This is a genomic window from Rhizobium sp. BK379 (assembly GCF_014193955.1).
Classification (GTDB): domain Bacteria; phylum Pseudomonadota; class Alphaproteobacteria; order Rhizobiales; family Rhizobiaceae; genus Rhizobium.
Genome location: NZ_JACIAD010000002.1, coordinates 719,182 through 737,425 on the forward strand (window position 1 = coordinate 719,182; position 18,244 = coordinate 737,425).

Below are 18,244 nucleotides of genomic sequence, written 5' to 3' on the forward strand. Positions count from 1 at the left end.
TCACACCCACCATAGCATGCAGCTTCCGTAAATTAGACAGTTCGGAAACCGAATTGCGCTGAAGGGGAAAATGCGCGGCGCGCAAGCCTCGCGAAAGCTTCGGGCCAAAGAAGCGGCCTCAGGAGCCGGCCTAAGGGTTTAAGCCGCAGGTATTTTCGAATCGGCAAAAAAAAGGGCGGCCCGAAGACCGCCCTTTCTATTCTGGAGACCGGAATGGATGTCAGTGACGGCTTACGCCTATCACATCATGTCCATACCGCCCATGCCGCCCATGCCGCCCGGCATTGCCGGAGCGTCCTTCTTCGGCAGCTCGGCGATCATGGCTTCCGTGGTGATCAGCAGCGAAGCAACCGAAGCTGCGTTCTGCAGAGCCGTACGGACAACCTTGACCGGGTCGACGATGCCGAGCTGGATCAGGTCGCCATATTCGCCAGTCTGGGCGTTGTAGCCGTAGTTGTCTTCATTCTTGTCGAGGATCTTGCCGACAACGATCGAAGCTTCGTCACCTGCGTTTTCAGCGATCTGGCGAACCAGAGCCTGGAGAGCGCGGCGAACGATGTTGATACCAGCTTCCTGGTCGTCGTTTTCGCCCTTGGCCGTGATCTTCGTGGAAGAACGCAGCAGAGCGACGCCGCCGCCCGGGACGATGCCTTCCTGAACAGCAGCGCGCGTCGCGTTGAGAGCGTCGTCGATGCGGTCCTTCTTTTCCTTCACTTCGACTTCCGTCGAACCGCCGACGCGGATAACGGCAACGCCGCCAGCGAGCTTGGCAAGACGTTCCTGCAGCTTTTCGCGATCGTAGTCGGAGGTGGTTTCTTCGATCTGGGCCTTGATCTGGGCAACACGGCCTTCGATGTCGGACTTGGCGCCAGCGCCGTCGACGATCGTGGTGTTTTCCTTGGAGATCGAGACCTTCTTGGTGCGGCCGAGCATGTCGAGCGTGACAGACTCAAGCTTGATGCCGAGGTCTTCGGAGATGACAGTGCCGCCCGTGAGGATAGCGATGTCTTCCAGCATGGCCTTGCGACGATCGCCGAAGCCCGGAGCCTTGACAGCAGCAATCTTCAGGCCGCCGCGCAGCTTGTTGACGACGAGCGTAGCAAGAGCTTCGCCTTCGACGTCTTCAGCGATGATGAGGAGCGGCTTGCCGGTCTGAACGACAGCTTCGAGAACCGGGAGCATGGACTGCAGGTTCGAAAGCTTCTTTTCGTGCAGGAGGATGAAGGCGTCTTCGAGGTCAGCAACCATCTTTTCCGGGTTGGTGACGAAGTACGGGCTCAGGTAGCCGCGGTCGAACTGCATGCCTTCGACGACTTCGAGTTCGGTTTCAGCGGTCTTGGCTTCTTCGACGGTGATAACGCCTTCGTTGCCGACCTTCTGCATTGCTTCAGCAATGTCGAGACCGATCTGCTTTTCGCCGTTTGCGGAGATCGTGCCGACCTGGGCAACTTCTTCCGAAGTGTTGATCTTCTTGGCCTTGGCCTGGAGATCCTTGACGACTTCAGCAACAGCGAGGTCGATACCGCGCTTCAGGTCCATCGGGTTCATGCCGGCAGCAACTGCCTTTGCGCCTTCGCGAACGATGGCCTGTGCGAGAACCGTTGCAGTCGTGGTGCCGTCGCCGGCGACGTCGTTGGTCTTCGAAGCAACTTCGCGGACCATCTGGGCGCCCATGTTTTCGAACTTGTCTTCGAGTTCGATTTCCTTGGCGACCGAAACACCGTCCTTGGTGATGCGCGGAGCGCCGAAGGACTTGTCGATAACGACGTTACGGCCCTTCGGACCAAGCGTGACCTTCACTGCGTCAGCGAGGATATCGACGCCGCGCAGCAACTTTTCGCGCGCGCCGCGGCCGAACTTTACTTCTTTAGCTGCCATTTTGAGAACTCCTGAAAAGGGGTGTCAGCGATATCGGATGAAAGACAACCGGCTGATTAGCCGATGATGCCCATGATGTCGGCTTCCTTCATGATCAGAAGGTCTTCGCCGTTGATCTTGACTTCGGTGCCCGACCACTTGCCGAACAGAACGCGATCGCCAGCCTTGACGTCGAGTGCTACGACCTTGCCGGACTCGTCACGAGCGCCGGAGCCGACAGCGACGATTTCGCCTTCCTGCGGCTTTTCCTTAGCGGTATCCGGGATGATGATGCCGCCCTTGGTCTTCTCTTCGGATTCAACGCGACGGACAACGACGCGATCGTGAAGCGGGCGGAAATTGGTGCTTGCCATTGTCTAATCCCTCGATCAAATGACATTCGCGGACCGGGGTGGCCCACAAGGTGGATGTTAGCACTCAACTCCTGTGAGTGCTAGCGCCGTGCATTTAGGGATGGCTCCAGAAGGAGTCAAGAAGAGCCTTCACGGATTTTTGTGCCGGAATTGTGGAGACATGCAGCATTTGTCCCGCGTGGCGCCGAGCCTTTGCCATAGCCTGCCTTTCCGAGCCTAGCCCGCCCGGGCGAACATGGGCTGGCGGCTGGCGGGCCGGCCAACTCGCCACGCATCATCTGGCCAATGCCTGGCGATATCGTTGCCCGCCTGCTTCCAAGGTTGACCGCTTTACAGCGGAAGTCGACATTTGCCTCGAGTTGGACAGGCAAGGCAGATTGTCAGGGTCTTCACGGAAGCCGATATCATGACCGCTGTGCACGGCCATGGTCGCCCAGTCGCAAGAAAATGCCTAGCGTTGGAAGGTGAGGTGGATGGTGCCACTCGGCGCGGTTTCCGACTTCACCGTGCAGCCGGCTTCCAGGCCGCGCAGATCGTCCCACAAGCGTATGCCGCGCCCGAGCAGGATCGGAGCGATAGCGACATGAAGGCGATCGACAAGGCCCGCCTTGAGGAAGTCGCGAACAACGGTAGCACCGCCGCCAACCCGCACGTCTTTGCCGCCCGCCACACTGACAGCCCGCTGTAGCGCATCGGCAGGTGTAGTGGCGAGGAAATGGAAAATTGTCCCGCCAGCCATCTCCAGGGAAGGACGTGGCTTGTGGGTGAGGACGAAAACCGGACACCGGAACGGCGGCTCGTCACCCCACCAGCCGCGCCAGTCCGGATCGTCGGGAAAGTTGTGGAGACCGAACATGCCGGCGCCCATGATCTCGGCCCCCACATTTTCGAAATACGCCTTCGCGTAGTCGTCGTCGATGCCTGTCGTCCCAGCCCCGCTGGTATCCTTGAATACGCGCTCGCGGAACGTGCGGGTTGCTACATATGAGCCGACGAGACGCGACCAGTCCTCGCCGAACGGGACTTCCGGCGTCTGGTCCGTCGTTGTCGCGAAACCATCGAGCGAGATCATGAGATCGACACGAACTACCACTGTTGTTCTCCTTGCGAGTGGTTGCACCATGACAGCCTCCATCTGTAGGCCAGACACTAAGGCATGTGCCTTTGTATCGAGGGCCGAACACTAAGGCAAGTGCCTTATTGTCCTTGACTGGCTATCGGTGACGTTTTAATAGGCCACATGCCCTACCACTCGACACCGCTCGACCTTGCCTTTCACGCTCTCAGCGACCCGACCCGCCGCGCGGTCGTCTCGCGCCTGGCTGCCGGCGAGGTACCGGTCAGCGTCCTGGCCGAGCCTTTCGACATGGCGCTGCCCTCCTTCGCCCAGCATCTCAAGGTGCTGGAAGATTGCGGGCTGATCGCCAGCGAGAAGCGCGGGCGCAGCCGCTGGTGCAGGCTGGTGCAGGCGCGCTTCGACGAGGCGGCGGACTGGATGGAAGCGGAGCGCCGGCGCTGGACCGAGCGGCTGGATCGGCTGGAAGCCTATTTGGACGAGACGCAAGAGGATGATGAAGGACATGGCAAACCCGTTTGAGACCTGGTCGCTCGATCGCGAAATCGTGCTGGTCAAGCTGCTGAACCACCCACGCGACAAGGTCTTTGCCGCCTGGATGGATCCAAAGGCACTGGCCAAATGGTACGGCCCGACCGGCCTCAACATCGAGAGCCACGAGGCCGATATCCGCGAGGGCGGGATCTGGCGCTTCGATATGGTGGGCATGTTCGAGGGCAAGGAGCATCGTTTCGCGAACCTCATGCGCTTTCTGGAGATCGTGCCGAACGAGCGGATCGTCATGGATTACGGCACGCCCGATCCTGATGACCCCGACCGTTTCCGCGTTACCGTGACCTTTGATGAGCAGGCCGACGGCAAGACCGTGCTGACCCTGCGCCAGCTCCACCCCAGTGCCAAGCGGCGTCAGGTGGTCATCGGTTTCGGCGCGGTGGAATACGGGCTGCAGACGCTCGAGGGCCTTGCCGCCTGGCTGGACGGCTGATGTCATCAGAGGTGCCTGTAATATGCCTTGCCGGTTTCGACGATGCGCCGAAGCCGGCATGCTAGGCTCACGCTTCAACAAATGACATGTTCGGTGGGGTCAGCGAAAACCCAAGTCGTGCCGAAAGCCGCCATTGGCTGTATCTGTCACGTCGCTGCGGAAATGCCTTGCCAATGAAGCCTGCCTTTGCAATGTCACCGGGGACCGAAAGCGAAGCAGGAAAGCGGAATGGCAAAGCGGATTGCGAACTTCTCCGAGATCACCGATCAATATGACGCGGTGTTCTGTGATGTCTGGGGTGTCGTGCATAACGGGGTCGATCCGTTTCCGAAAGCCGGCGAGGCGCTGCAGGCCGCTCGCGCCGCGGGTCTGACGGTCGTTCTCATCACCAATTCGCCCCGCGTCTCCTGGCAGGTCGTCGAGCAGTTGCGCCAGATCGGAGTGCCCGACGACGCCTATGACCGCATCGTCACCTCTGGTGATGTCACCCGCGCGCTGATTGCTGAAGGACCTCGTGAAGTTTTCCTGCTTGGTCCCGAGCGCGACAATCCGATCCTGGAAGGCCTCGATATCGAGCGTGCGGCGGCAGGTGAGGCCACGTCGGTCGTCTGCACCGGTTTCTTCGACGACGAAACGCAGAAGCCCGAGGACTACACCGATATGCTGCTGGACTTCAAAGCCCGCAACGTGCCGATGATCTGCGCCAATCCCGATCTCGTCGTCGAGCGCGGCCACCGCATCATTCCCTGCGCCGGCGCGATGGCTGCCTATTATGAGCAGCTCGGCGGTTCCACCCGCATCGCCGGCAAGCCGCACCGGCCGATCTATGAGGCGACCCTTGCCGCCGCGCGCGAAGTGCACGGCGATTTCCCCGTTGACCGCGTTCTGGCGATCGGCGACGGAATGCCGACCGATGTTCGCGGCGCCTTGAATTATGGCCTCGATCTTCTCTACATCAGCGGCGGTATCCACGCTAAGGAATATACGCTGAACGGCGAGACCGACGAAGCGATCCTGCACGCCTATCTCGAACGGGAAAAAGCCGCCCCCAAGTGGTGGATGCCGCGCCTCGCATAAGAGAATTGAAGCCGATGACCGTGTTCCACCGTAACGAAACCCGCGAGCCGCTGCCCGAACATCTGAAGGGCGGCGTCATTGCCATCGGCAATTTTGATGGTGTCCATCGCGGCCATCAGTCGGTGCTGAACCGGGCTCTCGATATTGCACGGCAGCGCGGTATTCCCGCTTTGGTGCTGACCTTCGAGCCGCATCCGCGTACTGTCTTCAAGCCGGATGCACCGGTCTTCCGCCTGACACCGGCGCCCTTCAAGGCCCGTATCCTGGAAGAACTGGGCTTCAACGCTGTCATTGAATACCCCTTCGACTACGAATTCTCGCAGCGTTCGGCCGAGGATTTCATCCACTCCATATTGAAGGACTGGCTCGGCGCTTCCGAAGTTGTGACGGGCTTCGACTTCCACTTCGGCCGCGGCCGGGAAGGCGGCCCTGCCTTCCTGATGGATGCCGGCAACAAATATGGCTTTGGCGTCACCCTGATCGACGCCTTCCGCGATGAGAACACCGATGTCGTCTCATCGAGCCATATCCGCGCACTGCTGAAGGAAGGCGATGTCTCCTCGGTCGCCGCCATGCTCGGCTATCACTATACGGTGCAGGCGAAGGTGATCGATGGCGAAAAGCTCGGCCGCCAGCTCGGCTTCCCGACCGCCAACATGCAGTTGCCGCCGGAGGCGGAACTTGCAGCCGGCATTTATGCCGTCCGCTTCCGCCCCGAAAGCGGCAGGCTCTACGATGCGGTGGCAAGCTACGGCCGTCGCCCGACGGTGACGGAAAATGGTGCGCCGCTGCTCGAAACCTACCTTTTTGATTTCAGCGGCGATCTCTATGGCCAGACCTGTTCGGTTTCCTTCTTCGGCTATCTGCGCCCCGAATTGAAGTTTGACGGGCTGGATCCGCTCGTCGCGCAGATCAAGCGCGACGAGGAGGAAGCGAGGGCTCTTCTCGCAGGTGTGAGACCGCTCGGCGAGCTCGACCGGAAGCTCTGTTTCGGCTGAGCAATTCCAGCAAAACTGCTTGAGCGTTTTACGTCCGGGATTGCGCAAAAACGAAGAACCGCTCAGGCAGTGCCAAGCGCGGGCTGAGCCTTCTGCCGGGGTAGCGGCGGGAACGCGAGCGCAATCGCTGCTGCACCGAGCCCGACCAGGGCGGAGCCGATGAACAGCCACGAATAGTTGGCATAGGTGTCGTAGATCCAGCCGCCGATCAGCGGGCCGAATGCCATGCCGATGCTGGAGAGCATCGTTGCCGCGCCGAAGACGGTGCCGATGATGCGCGGGCCGAAATATTCACGCGCCAGCAACGCATAAAGCGGCATCACCCCGCCATAGGCGCTGCCGAAGATGACGGCGAGCGCATAGAATTCCCCGAGCTTGCTGACGGCAAGATAGGTGGCAAGGGCGGCGGCCTGCACCAGCAGGCCTGCTATGATGACCGGCTTCACGCCGATCCGGTCCGCCAGCGTGCCATAGAGCAGGCGTCCGCCAAGGCCGGCTAGGCCCTCGACACTGTAGATGCTGACGGCAGCCATCGGCGCGACGCCGCAGAGTGTCGCGTAGCTCACCATATGGAAGATCGGTCCGGAATGGGCTGCGCAGCAGGCAAAGAAGGTCAGTCCGAGAACGATGAATTGCGGCGAACGGAAAACCTTCCAGAGATTGGGAGCACCGCCATCCGCAGATACCATGGCATCATGCATATCCTGAGGCGGCGACGGGCGACGGCGCACGAGAAGTGCCGCCGGGATCATCAGGATCAGCGCGCCGATGCCGATGATCATCATCGCCGGGCGCCATTCATAGGCTGTAATAAGCCAGCTCGCGAATGGCGAGATCGTCATCGGAGCAACACCCATGCCTGCCGAAACCAGCGAGACGGCAAGGCCGCGGTTCTCGTCGAACCACTCTGTCGTCGCGGCGATCATCGGCGCGAAGAAGGCGCTGGCCGAGAGGCCGACGAGCACGCCATAGGTCAGTTGGAACTGCAGCAGCGTTTCCGCGCGGCTGGCGAGCATCAGCGCCAGCCCAAGGATGACGGCGCCGATCAGCACCACCGGGCGTGGCCCGAACCGGTCGCTGGCAGCACCCCAGAAGAAGCCGCCGATGCCCATGACGATGAAATTGAGCGTCATGGCGCTGGCGATACCGGCATGCGACCAACCCGTCGCATCGGCGATCGGTTGCTGGAAGATTGCGAGAGAAAACATGGCGCCGAGCGCAACGCACGTCATCAGTGCGCCGGCCGCGACGATAACCCAACGATAGGAACTGCTCATATCCTCATCACTCCTTGCGAGCGGGTTTGATCGGCATGATGGATTTCTGATGCCCGCAAGTCAAAGACGTTCGGGCAATCGGGAAATCGACACGGGGTGTTGGGTTTTTTGCCTCGGGAACAACAATATTGCAGCTCCCGCCTGTTTCCAGCGGTTGCCGACCGGCACGGGCAACTGCGAGAGCCTGAGTGTCGTTCCTGAATTCGGTTGGGACGAAGCATTCCCCGTGCAGCTTTTCGTAAGGTCGCGGCTCTGAAATCCCTCTTCCTTTTCCGCCTAAAAGCGCCTATGAACCGGCGCGATGAGTAAATTCCGGCTGGCGCATTCGATACGAATTATCGGCCCGGTCTTCCGCGCACGCTAAGTTGCCGGAAGGTCCGGGTTTTTGGCGCTTGAGCTGAGCGAGCGCTTTCCGTCACCACAGATTTCATGTCCGCGTGCCCTTTTCGGGCCGCCAGAAGCGATTGTCACACATGACCGAAACAGCCGAAAAGATCGATTACTCGAAGACCCTCTACCTGCCTGAAACGGATTTCCCGATGCGCGCCGGCCTGCCGCAGAAGGAGCCGGAGCTCGTTGCGCGCTGGCAGAAGATGGATCTTTACAAGAAGCTGCGCGCATCCGCCGCCGGCCGCGAAAAGTTCGTCCTGCACGACGGCCCGCCCTATGCCAATGGCAACATCCATATCGGCCACGCGCTGAACAAGATCCTCAAGGATGTCATCACCCGCTCCTTCCAGATGCGCGGTTACGACTCCAACTACGTTCCCGGCTGGGACTGCCACGGCCTGCCGATCGAATGGAAGATCGAGGAAGAAAACTACCGCGCCAAGGGCAAGGCCAAGCCTGACCTGACCGAGCCGTCGGCGATGATCGAATTCCGCCGCGAATGCCGCGCCTATGCCGAAAAGTGGATCGCCATCCAGGGTGGCGAATTCCAGCGCCTCGGCATCGTCGGAGATTTCGAAAACCCGTACCTGACGATGAACTTCCACGCGGAAAGCCGCATCGCCGGCGAACTCCTGAAGATCGCCAAGAGCGGCCAGCTCTACCGCGGCTCCAAGCCGATCATGTGGTCGGTCGTCGAGCGCACGGCGCTCGCGGAAGCCGAAGTCGAGTATCATGACTATGAGAGCGACACGATCTGGGTGAAATTCCCGGTGGCGAAAGGCTCCGATGCCCTCAAGGACGCTTTCGTCGTCATCTGGACGACCACGCCCTGGACGATCCCCGGCAATCGGGCGATCGCCTATTCCTCGCGCGTTGCCTATGGCCTCTATGAAGTCACGGCTGCCGAGAACGATTTTGGTCCGCGCCCGGGCGAAAAGCTGATCTTTGCCGATAATCTCGCTGAGGAATCCTTCGCCAAGGCAAAACTGCAGTACAAGCGTCTCGCCGACGTCACGGTTGCAGATCTCGTCGGCGCCACCTGCGCTCATCCGCTTAAGGGCCTCGAAGGCGGCTACGAGTTTTTGGTGCCGTTGCTCGATGGCGATCACGTCACCGACGATGCCGGTACCGGCTTTGTGCACACCGCACCGAGCCATGGCCGCGAAGACTTTGATGTCTGGATGGCGCATGGCCGCGAGATCGAGGCGCGCGGCATCGAAACCAAGATCCCGTTCCCGGTCGACGATGGCGGCTTCTACACCGCCGACGCGCCCGGCTTCGAAGGCGCCCGCGTCATCGACGACAACGGCAAGAAGGGTGACGCCAACGATCGCGTCATCAAGGCGCTGATCGAGCGCAACGCGCTCTTTGCCCGCGGTCGCCTGAAGCACCAGTATCCGCATTCCTGGCGTTCCAAGAAGCCGGTCATCTTCCGCAACACACCGCAGTGGTTCGTCTATATGGACAAGACGCTGGCAGATGGCACGACGCTGCGCACCCGTGCGCTGAAGGCGATCGACGACACCCGTTTCGTGCCGGCTGCCGGCCAGAACCGCCTGCGCGCCATGATCGAGCAGCGCCCGGATTGGGTACTTTCTCGTCAGCGCGCCTGGGGCGTGCCGATCTGCGTCTTCGTCGATGAACAGGGCCAGGTGCTGCAGGACGATGCCGTCAACCAGCGCATCCTCGATGCTTTCGACGCCGAAGGCGCCGATGCCTGGTTTGCCGAAGGCGCCAAGGAGCGGTTCCTCGGCAACGAGCACGACCCGGCCAAGTGGTCGCAGGTCATGGACATCCTCGACGTCTGGTTCGATTCTGGCTCGACCCACACCTTCACGCTGGAAGACCGTCCCGACCTGAAATGGCCGGCCGATCTTTATCTCGAAGGCTCGGACCAGCATCGCGGCTGGTTCCACTCGTCATTGCTGGAATCGGCTGCGACCCGCGGTCGGGCGCCATACGACGCCGTCCTCACCCATGGCTTCACCATGGACGAGAAGGGCGAGAAGATGTCGAAGTCGAAGGGCAACGTCACCGCACCTCAGGAAGTCATGAAGGATGCCGGCGCCGATATCCTGCGCCTCTGGGTCATGACGTCGGACTATGCGGACGACCTGCGCGTCGGCAAGACGATCATCCAGACCAATGTCGATGCTTATCGCAAGCTGCGCAACACGATCCGTTGGATGCTCGGCACGCTGGCCCACGACAAGGGCGAGGTCATCGCGCTCGCCGATCTGCCGGAGCTGGAGCAGCTGATGCTGCACCGCCTCTCCGAGCTCGACCAGCTCGTGCGCGAAAACTACGACGCCTTCGACTTCAAGAAGATTGCCCGCGCGCTCATCGACTTCGCCAATGTCGAGCTTTCGGCCTTCTACTTCGACGTCCGCAAGGATGCGCTCTATTGCGACGCGCCCTCCAGCCTGCGCCGCCGTTCGGCCCTCTATGTCATCCGCACGATCTTCGATTGCATGGTGACCTGGCTTGCGCCGATGCTGCCCTTTACGACGGAAGAGGCATGGCTCTCGCGCAATCCTTCAGCCGTCTCTGTGCACCTGGAGCAGTTTGCCCCGGTAGCCACGGAATGGCGCAACGAGGCGCTCGCCGAAAAGTGGAAGAAGATCCGCGCGATCCGCAGCGTCGTGACCGGCGCGCTCGAAATCGAGCGCAAGGACAAGCGCATCGGCTCGTCGCTGGAAGCTGCACCTGTAGTCCACGTTGCCGACGCGGAATTGCGCAAGGCGCTCGAAGGACAGGATTTCAGCGAAGTCTGCATCACCTCCGGTATCACGATCGAGGCGGACGCCGGCCCGGCTGATGCCTTCCGCCTGCCGGAAGTGCCTGAAGTCGCTGTCGTTCCGAAGCTTGCCGAAGGGGTGAAATGCGCCCGTTCCTGGCGCATCACCACCGATGTCGGTTCCGATCCTGACTACCCGGATGTTTCGGCGCGTGATGCGGCCGCATTGCGCGAACTCGGCATCCAGGTCTGAAGATATTTGCCGGGTGAATTGCCTTTATGGTGTTCATCCGGTAAAAGCTGCCTGAAAATGGCCGGATTTTTGCGTCAGGGGGACGATTGTCCGGTGGGCAGTACTGATTCCGGCATGCGGGAAGGGTTTTCATGTTAGCGACGCATTGGTTCCGTTTGGGCGCCTGCCTGTCTGTTGTTCTGGCGGCAAGCTCCACAATGTCCGGCTGCGCCAGCAGCCCGACTTACGGCACCGACAAGACCGCCATGGAGCAGCTTGCCGACGACCTCGGCCAGTCGGTTTCGCTGACCGGCGCCGGCCCGAAAAATGCTGGCGTGAAATATACGCCGCGTCCGACGCTCGTCATGCCCGCGAAGGACCAGAAGGAAACCCTCGTTCAGCCGCAGGAAACTGTTGCCAACAAGGACAATCCGCAGTGGGTTGAATCCCCGGAAGAAGCCCGCACGCGCCTCGTCAAGGAAGCCGACGAGAACTCGGATAATCCGAGCTATCGTTCGCCGCTCGCCAGCTCTGCCATCGAAGGCGGGCGCCAGACGACGGAAGCCCAGACCAAAGCCTATCGCGAAGCGCGCGCCCTGCAGAAGGGCGCCTATATCGACCAGCGCCGCTACATTTCCGATCCGCCGACCGAATATCGCGCTGTCGAAGATCCAGCAAAGCTCGATGATCTCGGTACGCCGGAACAGAAGAAGGCGAAGCAGCGCAAAAAGGATGCAGCGGTCGCCAATAGCGGCACAAAGTGGTGGCAGATCCTTCAATAGGACTTTAGCCGCGTAGTGGCGATCAACTGCTTGGCGTCAGCATAGCTGCGCTTGCGACCGGCCCTATTGCGTGTCTCGTCTCTCCGAAAAGAATGCCCTCAGCATATCCGCCGATTCCGTCTCGTTGAAGCCGGAATAGACTTCCGGTGCATGATGACAGGTCGGCTGGGCATAGAAGCGCACACCATTGTCGACCGCGCCGCCCTTCGGATCTTCCGCGCCGTAATAGAGCCGGCGGATACGGGCAAAGGAAATAGCCGCCGCGCACATGGTGCAGGGCTCCAGCGTCACATAGAGATCAGCGCCGGCAAGCCGTTCCTGGCCGAGCCTGTCCGAAGCCATGCGGATCGCAGCGATCTCGGCGTGCGCGGTCACATCGTTGAGTTCGCGTGTACGGTTTCCGGAGCTCGCGACTGCCACGCCATCGACGACGACGACGGCGCCGATCGGCACTTCGCCGCGATCTCCCGCAGCGCGCGCTTCCTTTAACGCCATCTCCATAAATCGATTTGTCTTCACGTTCGCGAGAATTTCCACTTAACCGCAGGTGCATGACCTGATAGACAGGCGCAAAAGGCAGGCAAACAGCAAATGACACCCAAAGACAAGCCAAAACGCCCGGGCGCACGGCCCCCTGCGCGCGACGCGCGGCCGAAAGGCGGCCCGAAGGCCGGTATCGGCAAGCCATCGAAGGCAGCTTCCGCGAAAGTGGTAGCCAATGAAGCGGACAGCGACGCCAAGGCGGAACGCATTTCCAAGGTGATGGCGCGCGCCGGCGTCGCCTCCCGCCGCGACATCGAACGCATGATCATGGATGGCCGCGTCACCTTGAACGGCAAGCTCCTCGACACGCCCGTCGTCAACGTCACGCTCGAAGACAAGATCGAGGTCGATGGTATTCCGATCCGCGGCATCGAGCGCACGCGCCTCTGGCTCTACCACAAGCCCCAGGGCTTGGTAACGACCAATGCCGATCCTGAGGGTCGCCCGACCGTCTTCGACAATCTGCCGGAAGAACTGCCGCGCGTCATGTCGATCGGCCGTCTCGACATCAATACCGAAGGTCTGCTGCTGCTGACCAACGACGGCGGCCTCGCCCGCGCCTTGGAACTGCCGACCACCGGGTGGCTGCGCCGCTACCGCGTGCGCGCTCATGGCGACATCGATCAGGATGCGCTCGACAAGCTGAAGGACGGTATTGCCGTCGACGGCGTTCTCTACGGCTCGATCGAAGCCACGCTTGATCGCACCCAAGGATCCAACGTCTGGATCACCATGGGCCTGCGTGAAGGCAAGAACCGCGAAATCAAGAATGTGCTCGGCGCGCTCGGTCTCGAGGTCAACCGCTTGATCCGCATTTCCTACGGCCCCTTCCAGCTCGGCGATCTACCCGAAGGGCATGTGATCGAGGTGCGCGGCCGCACGCTGCGCGACCAGCTCGGCCCGCGGCTGATTGAAGACGCCAAGGCGAATTTCGATGCGCCGCTCTACAATGCGCCCGCCGTTGCCGCCGAGGAGGCCGAGGAACCGGCGCCCGAGCGCCGCGAACGCCCGCGCCGCGATGAAGACAAGCGCGAACGTGCGCTAAGCCGCCTCGACACCAAGCGTGATGACAGGCGAGACGACAGGCGGGATGACCGTCGTGACGATCGCCGTGGCGACGATGACAAACCGAAGCGCCCGGCGCTCGGTACCCGTCGCAACGCCAATGTCTGGATGGCGCCCGGCGCGCGTCCGCTCGGCGAGAAGGCGGCCGCCAAGGCTGCCAAGAATGCCCAGACCGCGCGTCGTCGCGGCGAGACGGCCTCCCCGGCGAAGGAACAACGCTTCGATCGCGGCCCGGATCGTCCGCGCCCGCAGATCAATCGCGTCCACGAAGAGGATGGCGAGTGGATCCGTTCCAGCGAGGAGCAGCCCCGCAAGCGCGACGAGGACGAAGGTTTCGGCCGCAAGCGCTCTTTCGGCGATCGTCCGCCGCGTGGTGAGGGTCGCTCCGAGCGTCCGCGCGGTGACAAGCCATTTGGAGACAAGCCCCGCGGTGAGCGTCGTCCGCGCACTGATGGGGAGGAGCGTCCGCGTTCCTTCCGTGATCGTCCGCGTGAGGATGGCGAACGCTCGTCGCGTCCGGCCCGCAGTTTCGGCGGCGAAAGCCGCTCTGATCGTCCGCGTGGCGACAAGCCCTTCGGTGCGAAGTCCCGCGGCGAGCGCCGTCCGAGGGCAGAGGGTGAAGAAGGTGCACGTCCTTTCCGCTCGCGTGAGGATGGCGGCGAACGCTCGTCGCGTCCGGCCCGCAGCTTCGGCGGCGAAGGTCGCTCGGAACGCCCGCGTGGCGACAAGCCTTTCGGTGCGAAGCCCCGCGGCGAACGCCGTCCGAGGGCAGAGGGTGAAGAAGGTCCACGTCCCTTCCGCGCTCGTGAGGATGGCGGCGAACGCTCGTCGCGTCCAGCCCGCAGCTTCGGCGGCGAAGGTCGCTCGGAACGTCCCCGTGGCGAAAGATCCTCTGGCGACAAGCCCTTCGGCGATAAGCCGCGTGGCGCAAAGAATTTCACAGGCAAGCCTAAGGGCGATCGGCCCGATGGCGGCGGCAAGCCTTCCGGCGGGTCGTCCAGAGGTGGTGCGAAAGGCAAGGGAATGACGCGCGGTGCGGATCGTCGGCGGTGAGTTTCGCGGACGGCCGCTAGCCGTACCAAAATCCAGCGATATCCGGCCGACTGCGGACCGGACGCGTGAGAGCCTGTTCAACATTCTGAGCCATGCCTATCCGGAATGCATCGATGGCACCCGGATCCTCGATCTCTTTGCCGGCACCGGCGCAGTCGGTCTCGAAGCCGTCTCGCGCGGCTGCCGCCATGCGCTCTTCGTCGAAAACAGCGTCGAGGGCAGGGCGCTTCTCTGGGAAAATATCGATGCGCTCGGCCTGCATGGCCGCACGCGCATGTTGCGCCGTGACGCGACCGATCTCGGCAGCGTCGGCAATCTCGAGCCTTTCGACATGCTGTTTGCCGATCCGCCTTATGGCAAGGGGCTGGGTGAGAAGGCGCTTGCGGCTGCTGCTGACGGCGGCTGGCTCAAGCCTGGCGCGATTACCGTTCTGGAAGAACGCGCCGATGTTGCCGTTTCGGTGCATCCTTCCTATGTTTTCCTCGAAAGCCGGATATTCGGCGATACAAGAGTGCATTTCTTCCGGTATCAGCCGCAGTAGCCGGCACGTTGGGAGTAGATTGTGCCGCAGGCGGAAATCATCAGTCCGAAATCGCCTGCGATCAGCGATCTGCCGACGGTTGCCGTCGCCTTCGGTGGGGGCGGTGCCCGCGGCCTCTCCCACATCCACATCATCGAAACGCTGGATGAACTCGGCATCCGCCCGGTAGCAATATCAGGGTCGTCCATCGGCGCCATCATGGGCGCCGGCATGGCGGCCGGCATGTCGGGTGCTGAAATCCGCGAACACGCGCTGGCAACCGTGGGCAACAAGGCCGCCGTCGTCAGCCGCATCTGGGGCCTGAGGCCGACAACCGTGCGCGATGCCGTCGCCAAGGGCATCCGCATCGGCCAGTTCAATCTCGAACGTATTCTCAAAGCCTTCCTGCCATCGGAGCTTCCCCAGAAGTTCGAGGATCTGCTGGTCCCGATGAAGGTGATCACCACGGATTATTACGGCCAGGCTGAGGTCATCGCCGAGCACGGCGAGCTCTTCCCGGCACTCGCCGCATCATCGGCCATTCCGGCCGTCTTCATGCCGGTCCGGCTGCATGGGCGGGTCATGATCGATGGCGGCATCGCTAATCCCGTGCCCTATGAATGTCTGATGGACCTTGCCGATATCGTCATCGGCATCGATGTCGTCGGCGCGCCCGAAGGCGACGGCACTCACATTCCGAACCGCATGGAAAGCATTTTCGGGTCCGGCCAGCTTATGATGCAGGCGGCGATTTCCCTGAAGCTGAAGCTCATGCGGCCGCATATCTTCCTGCGGCCCATCGTCGGCCGCACCGGTGTCATGGATTTCCTGAAGGCGCGCGACGTGCTCGCCATGTCAGTAGGCGTGAAGGAAGAGCTGAAATATGCCCTCGACCGGGAGATCGAGGCGCGATTGAAGCGGTAGGTTATCGTGACTAAGGCTATCGGTGCGCGGGTCACTCGTGTGGATATTTCTTCGCATCCTCAGTAATTCTATCGACGAAGCGAAGTATCACCATGCAGTCAGAGTATTTTCCGTCCCGGCCATAGACCGGGATTCGCAATTCTCTGTCCTGGTTGGTCAAGATAACAATCTCAACGCTCTGTTGTCCTTCTGAAACGGACACCGACTTTACTTCAGTGTATAGAAATGACCTCCCCTCTTCGCCATCACCCCAGAACAGGCCCTTGTCCGCTATAAATATCCTATCTTCGATTGGGCTTGGATTGGAATATACTCCTATCAAGAGGCCAAATTCCTCCCTTTGCTGCTGGATAGGCGATGGCACAGATTCATATCGCTTGGTATTCCTCAGTATTCTTTTTGCTCGAATTCTCGCGTTCATAAGCGTCTTATCCAAGAGATATTGGCGCAAAAAGCGATAGCGCAATTGGGTTCGAAATTGCGAAGAAACTAAGCATCCGCTGTTACATCGGCCGAATTTGCCAGCGGATCGCCTTTGTAAGGATCGGCTGCCCGCTTGGGCTTGACCAACGGTTCCGGATGGATCGGTGTCGAAAACAGTAGATCCCGTCCCGCCTGCAAACCCTCTGATACTTGCAGCACCAGTCGCGCCTCGTCGCGCTTGCGGATGTCCTCGCCGATCTCATAGGCCGCGACTTCGGACACACCGAGCGCTTCCAGAGTGCGTCGGCCGAAAAGCAGACCGGATTCCAGCGTTTCGCGCAGTTCGTAGTCGACGCCTTTGTTGCGCAGTTCGATCGAGTGGATGCGGTCATAGGAGCGCACGAAAAGCGTCGTCTGCGGGTAGTCGGCCTGGATCAGCTCGATCACCTTGTCGGTGATCTCCTTCTTTTGGGTACAGACCAGCACGATCTTGGCCCGGTCGATGCCGGCCGAGCGCAGCACGTCCTTGCGGGTGCCGTCGCCGAAATAAATGCGGAAACCGAAGGAGGATGCCTGCCGGATGCGGTCGGCGGAGAAGTCGATGACGGTCACGCTCCTGCCGCCGGCAAGCAGGATCTGCGCGGCGATCTGGCCGAAACGCGAGAAACCGACCATCAGCACGTCGGCGCCCGCACCCTCGAAATCCTCGTCGAGCTCTTCGTGCTCTTCTCCCGACAGCATCCGCTTGGAAAGCGCGGCACCGAGCGGCGTCAGCGCCATGGAAAGGGTAACGATCGCCACGAGCAGCGAAGCTGTGCTGCTGGACATCAGCCCCGCGACGGCGGCCGTGGTGAAGAGGACGAAGCCGAATTCACCGCCTTGCGGCAGCAGGAAGGCGATGCGAACGGCATCGTTGTGCGAGGAGCGTGTCGCGCGGCAAAGCGCATAGATGATGAGCGCTTTCACGGCCATGATGATAGGCACGGCAATGATGATGAAGATCACGTTGTCGAGCAGCACCTGAAGCTGCAGCGACAGTCCGACGGCAATGAAAAAGATAGCGAGAAGCACGCCGCGGAAGGGTTCGATATCGGCTTCCAGCTCGTGCCGGTAAGAGGATTCCGCCAGCATGACGCCGGAGAGGAAAGCGCCCATCGCCATCGAAAGCCCGGCGAGCTGCATCAGGCTTGCTGATCCCATGACGACGAAAAGCGCGGCCGCGATCATCGCTTCGCGCGCGCCGGTGCGCGCGATGATCTGGAAGAGGGGCGTCAGCAGGTATCGGCCCATGATGATCATCGCGCCGACGGCGGCCACTGAGATAGCGAAATCGACCAGTGGATTGCCGCTGCCCTTGTTTCCATCGAGGATGGTGACGACTGCCAGAAGCGGCACGATCGCCAGATCCTGAAAGAGCAGCATGGAGAAGGAGCGCTGCCCGTAGCGAGTGTTCACATCTCCATCGCCTTCGAGGATCTGCATGGCGAAGGCGGTTGAGGAGAGCGCCAGGCCGAAGCCCGCGACGATGCTGCCGCGCCAGTCGAGAGCGCCGGAGACCCATGCGAGTGCGGTCAGTGCCAGACCCGTCACCACCACCTGCGCCGTGCCGAGGCCGAAGATATCGCGCCGCATCTGCCAGAGGCGGGTGGGCTTCAATTCAAGCCCGATGATGAAGAGCAGGAAGACGACGCCGAGTTCGGCAACATCGAGGATCTGCTCACCATCCGTGATGCCGTGGAAGATCGGGCCGATGACGATGCCGGCCGCCAGATAACCGAGAACCGTGCCGAGTCCGAGCTTCTTGAAGATCGGCGCAGCGACGACCGCGCCGCCGAGCAGCAGGATGGTTTCCGTGAAAAGCGCGTTGGGTGCGGACATGCTTCATTTCTTTCGATGGCGGGGCAAGCAGGCAGCCAGGAAAAGAATCGGCAT

At 61.4% G+C, this 18,244-nt stretch carries 16 protein-coding genes; 9 read left to right on the top strand and 7 right to left on the bottom strand.

What is annotated here, in order from left to right; all coding sequences use genetic code 11:
- Window positions 1-240 precede the first annotated feature (240 nt).
- From groL to FHT93_RS14570, 3 genes are all read right to left on the bottom strand, one after another.
- Window positions 241-1,878: a chaperonin GroEL gene (gene groL / locus FHT93_RS14560; RefSeq protein ID WP_112541426.1), complete on the bottom strand. Its 1,638-nt coding sequence runs from the start codon at window positions 1,876-1,878 to the stop codon at window positions 241-243.
- A gap of 56 nt (window positions 1,879-1,934) precedes the next feature.
- The gene (gene groES / locus FHT93_RS14565; RefSeq protein ID WP_004675403.1) at window positions 1,935-2,231 is read right to left on the bottom strand and encodes a co-chaperone GroES; all 297 of its coding nucleotides are present in this window, start codon (window positions 2,229-2,231) and stop codon (window positions 1,935-1,937) included.
- 451 nt (window positions 2,232-2,682) lie between these two features.
- The gene (locus tag FHT93_RS14570) at window positions 2,683-3,324 is read right to left on the bottom strand and encodes a dihydrofolate reductase family protein (RefSeq protein ID WP_113014717.1); all 642 of its coding nucleotides are present in this window, start codon (window positions 3,322-3,324) and stop codon (window positions 2,683-2,685) included.
- A 147-nt stretch (window positions 3,325-3,471) separates the two neighbouring features.
- Here FHT93_RS14570 and FHT93_RS14575 point away from each other — a divergent pair, with 147 nt between their 5' ends.
- The 4 genes from FHT93_RS14575 to FHT93_RS14590 all read left to right on the top strand — a co-directional run bounded on the left by FHT93_RS14575 (window position 3,472) and on the right by FHT93_RS14590 (window position 6,366).
- Window positions 3,472-3,828, top strand: a complete 357-nt coding sequence (locus FHT93_RS14575; protein WP_112541424.1) for a metalloregulator ArsR/SmtB family transcription factor — start codon at window positions 3,472-3,474, stop codon at window positions 3,826-3,828.
- The gene (locus FHT93_RS14580) at window positions 3,803-4,291 is read left to right on the top strand and encodes an SRPBCC family protein (protein ID WP_183848401.1); all 489 of its coding nucleotides are present in this window, start codon (window positions 3,803-3,805) and stop codon (window positions 4,289-4,291) included. The genes FHT93_RS14575 and FHT93_RS14580 overlap by 26 nt, the downstream gene beginning before the upstream one ends.
- Window positions 4,292-4,519: 228 nt before the next feature.
- A complete protein-coding gene (locus tag FHT93_RS14585) occupies window positions 4,520-5,368 on the top strand; it encodes a TIGR01459 family HAD-type hydrolase (RefSeq protein ID WP_183848101.1) in 849 nt (282 codons plus the stop codon).
- A gap of 14 nt (window positions 5,369-5,382) precedes the next feature.
- Window positions 5,383-6,366, top strand: a complete 984-nt coding sequence (locus tag FHT93_RS14590; RefSeq protein WP_112541963.1) for a bifunctional riboflavin kinase/FAD synthetase — start codon at window positions 5,383-5,385, stop codon at window positions 6,364-6,366.
- A gap of 62 nt (window positions 6,367-6,428) precedes the next feature.
- Here the strand turns inward: FHT93_RS14590 and FHT93_RS14595 are convergent, their stop codons facing one another.
- Entirely contained in the window at window positions 6,429-7,643 is a 1,215-nt protein-coding gene (locus tag FHT93_RS14595) for an MFS transporter (protein ID WP_183848103.1), read from the bottom strand.
- A 473-nt stretch (window positions 7,644-8,116) separates the two neighbouring features.
- On the opposite strand from FHT93_RS14595, the gene ileS reads away from it, so the two are divergent.
- Together ileS and FHT93_RS14605 are read left to right on the top strand one after the other, a co-directional pair.
- Window positions 8,117-11,023, top strand: a complete 2,907-nt coding sequence (gene ileS / locus FHT93_RS14600; protein ID WP_113014714.1) for an isoleucine--tRNA ligase — start codon at window positions 8,117-8,119, stop codon at window positions 11,021-11,023.
- Window positions 11,024-11,154: 131 nt separating this feature from the next.
- On the top strand, window positions 11,155-11,784 hold the full coding sequence (locus tag FHT93_RS14605; RefSeq protein ID WP_112541420.1) for a hypothetical protein: 630 nt from the start codon (window positions 11,155-11,157) through the stop codon (window positions 11,782-11,784).
- Window positions 11,785-11,847: 63 nt separating this feature from the next.
- On the opposite strand, the gene FHT93_RS14610 is transcribed toward FHT93_RS14605, so the two are convergent.
- Window positions 11,848-12,285 carry a nucleoside deaminase gene (locus tag FHT93_RS14610; protein ID WP_112541419.1) on the bottom strand — a complete coding sequence of 146 codons (438 nt, stop codon included), beginning with the start codon at window positions 12,283-12,285 and terminating at the stop codon, window positions 11,848-11,850.
- Between the two features lie 90 nt (window positions 12,286-12,375).
- Here FHT93_RS14610 and FHT93_RS14615 point away from each other — a divergent pair, with 90 nt between their 5' ends.
- From FHT93_RS14615 to FHT93_RS14625, 3 genes are read left to right on the top strand one after another with little or no spacing between them, the layout of a single operon-like run.
- Window positions 12,376-14,445, top strand: a complete 2,070-nt coding sequence (locus tag FHT93_RS14615) for a pseudouridine synthase (RefSeq protein ID WP_183848105.1) — start codon at window positions 12,376-12,378, stop codon at window positions 14,443-14,445.
- A complete protein-coding gene (gene rsmD, locus FHT93_RS14620; RefSeq protein ID WP_112541417.1) occupies window positions 14,426-14,986 on the top strand; it encodes a 16S rRNA (guanine(966)-N(2))-methyltransferase RsmD in 561 nt (186 codons plus the stop codon). Before FHT93_RS14615 ends, rsmD begins: the two co-directional genes overlap by 20 nt.
- Before the next feature lie 21 nt (window positions 14,987-15,007).
- Complete coding sequence (locus FHT93_RS14625) at window positions 15,008-15,889, top strand: patatin-like phospholipase family protein (protein WP_183848107.1); 882 nt, start codon at window positions 15,008-15,010, stop codon at window positions 15,887-15,889.
- Window positions 15,890-15,920: 31 nt separating this feature from the next.
- On the opposite strand, the gene FHT93_RS14630 is transcribed toward FHT93_RS14625, so the two are convergent.
- Together FHT93_RS14630 and FHT93_RS14635 are read right to left on the bottom strand one after the other, a co-directional pair.
- Window positions 15,921-16,310: a hypothetical protein gene (locus FHT93_RS14630; protein ID WP_183848109.1), complete on the bottom strand. Its 390-nt coding sequence runs from the start codon at window positions 16,308-16,310 to the stop codon at window positions 15,921-15,923.
- A gap of 68 nt (window positions 16,311-16,378) precedes the next feature.
- Window positions 16,379-18,190, bottom strand: a complete 1,812-nt coding sequence (locus FHT93_RS14635) for a monovalent cation:proton antiporter-2 (CPA2) family protein (protein ID WP_183848111.1) — start codon at window positions 18,188-18,190, stop codon at window positions 16,379-16,381.
- Between the last annotated feature and the right edge of the window lie 54 nt (window positions 18,191-18,244).

Excerpts from the sequence above, each read along its gene's own strand:
- groL (WP_112541426.1), bottom strand. The coding sequence starts at position 1,878 with ATGGCAGCTAAAGAAGTAAAGTTCGGCCGCGGCGCGCGCGAAAAGTTG.
- groES (WP_004675403.1), bottom strand. The coding sequence starts at position 2,231 with ATGGCAAGCACCAATTTCCGCCCGCTTCACGATCGCGTCGTTGTCCGT.
- FHT93_RS14575 (WP_112541424.1), top strand. The coding sequence starts at position 3,472 with ATGCCCTACCACTCGACACCGCTCGACCTTGCCTTTCACGCTCTCAGC.
- FHT93_RS14580 (WP_183848401.1), top strand. The coding sequence starts at position 3,803 with ATGAAGGACATGGCAAACCCGTTTGAGACCTGGTCGCTCGATCGCGAA.
- FHT93_RS14585 (WP_183848101.1), top strand. The coding sequence starts at position 4,520 with ATGGCAAAGCGGATTGCGAACTTCTCCGAGATCACCGATCAATATGAC.
- FHT93_RS14590 (WP_112541963.1), top strand. The coding sequence starts at position 5,383 with ATGACCGTGTTCCACCGTAACGAAACCCGCGAGCCGCTGCCCGAACAT.
- FHT93_RS14595 (WP_183848103.1), bottom strand. The coding sequence starts at position 7,643 with ATGAGCAGTTCCTATCGTTGGGTTATCGTCGCGGCCGGCGCACTGATG.
- ileS (WP_113014714.1), top strand. The coding sequence starts at position 8,117 with ATGACCGAAACAGCCGAAAAGATCGATTACTCGAAGACCCTCTACCTG.
- FHT93_RS14605 (WP_112541420.1), top strand. The coding sequence starts at position 11,155 with ATGTTAGCGACGCATTGGTTCCGTTTGGGCGCCTGCCTGTCTGTTGTT.
- FHT93_RS14610 (WP_112541419.1), bottom strand. The coding sequence starts at position 12,285 with ATGGAGATGGCGTTAAAGGAAGCGCGCGCTGCGGGAGATCGCGGCGAA.
- FHT93_RS14615 (WP_183848105.1), top strand. The coding sequence starts at position 12,376 with ATGACACCCAAAGACAAGCCAAAACGCCCGGGCGCACGGCCCCCTGCG.
- FHT93_RS14630 (WP_183848109.1), bottom strand. The coding sequence starts at position 16,310 with ATGAACGCGAGAATTCGAGCAAAAAGAATACTGAGGAATACCAAGCGA.
- FHT93_RS14635 (WP_183848111.1), bottom strand. The coding sequence starts at position 18,190 with ATGTCCGCACCCAACGCGCTTTTCACGGAAACCATCCTGCTGCTCGGC.